The sequence below is a fragment of the Hydrogenivirga sp. 128-5-R1-1 genome (genome assembly GCF_000171895.1).
The window spans coordinates 1-1,105 of record NZ_ABHJ01000501.1; the positions used below are offsets into that span (position 1 = coordinate 1).

Annotated in this window: 2 protein-coding genes; both read left to right on the forward strand. The window is 26.6% G+C overall.

Features of this window, described 5'->3' with window-relative positions; genetic code table 11:
• Window positions 1–44 precede the first annotated feature (44 nt).
• A complete protein-coding gene (locus tag HG1285_RS00365) occupies window positions 45–389 on the forward strand; it encodes a hypothetical protein (RefSeq protein WP_008289686.1) in 345 nt (114 codons plus the stop codon).
• A 57-nt stretch (window positions 390–446) separates the two neighbouring features.
• Window positions 447–1,105 (forward strand): flagellar hook-associated protein FlgK (flgK, locus tag HG1285_RS00360; RefSeq protein WP_008289687.1); only part of this gene is annotated, 659 nt, incomplete at its 3' end.

The window sequence follows — 1,105 nt, forward strand, 5'->3', positions numbered from 1 at the left end:
GAAAAAAATTGCAATAATTTAAATTTTGATTTAAATTTAAAGTTATGGATTTAGAAAAAAAATTAAAAGCATTTAAAGAAAGTTTAGAAAAGGAGTATAAACTTCTTCTAAAATTAGATAACCCGCAGGAACTTTTAAACATTATAGAAGAAAAAAAGAAACTAATCTCAGAACTTTCAATGTATGAAAAAAAAGATTTTGAAAATTACATTGACCTTTTGAAAGAAATAGAGTTTTTAAACAAGAGAAATTTAAATTTGGCCAATAACAATATGTTGTTTATAGATGAAATTTTTTCTTCTATTTTTGAAGAAAATGTTGAAAAATACAACCCATACGGTCAAATTTCACAGGGACAAAAAAGCGGTATATTTAATAAAAAAATATAAATTAATGCCGATAATAATATTAAGATTGAAATTTCTATATAGTAGAAAGAGGTAAACATGTCTATATTTGGACTTTTATCACTTGGAAGTCAGGCTCTTTTAACAAATCAAAAATCCGTTAACATTACCAATGAAAATATAGCGAACCAGTATTCTGATGGATATGCAAGGCAAAATGTTTCACTTCAAGATATAGTCCCAGAAGGTGTAGACATAAAGCGTATAGAAAGAGTTTTTGACAATGGCCTTTTTAAAAGATATTTAAATCTTAATCAGGAAGTAAGCAGTGATGAAACTTACACGAATTTACTTTCAGAAATAGAAACAATGTTTAATGATATACAGGGTACAGGTTTTTATAAAAACGTAAATAAATTCTTTAATTCTTTTAGTGATGTAGCAATTAATCCTGACGACCCAGCTGCAAGAGATGCCGTTATATCTGCTGCAAATCAACTGGTAGCAAAAATAAGAGACACCTATAATAATATGACAAAAGTAAGAGATGAAATTTCCCTTTCAATTAAAGATAATGTAAATAAGGTAAATAATATTATTAAACATATTGCACAATTAAACAAAAATATAAAAGCATTCAAATTTGACGAAACGAGACTAAATAATTACTTAAACCAGAGAGATGCACTTCTAAAAGAACTTTCTTCATACATGGATATTAAAGTTGTTTACAGAGATGATAATACAACTGACGTTTA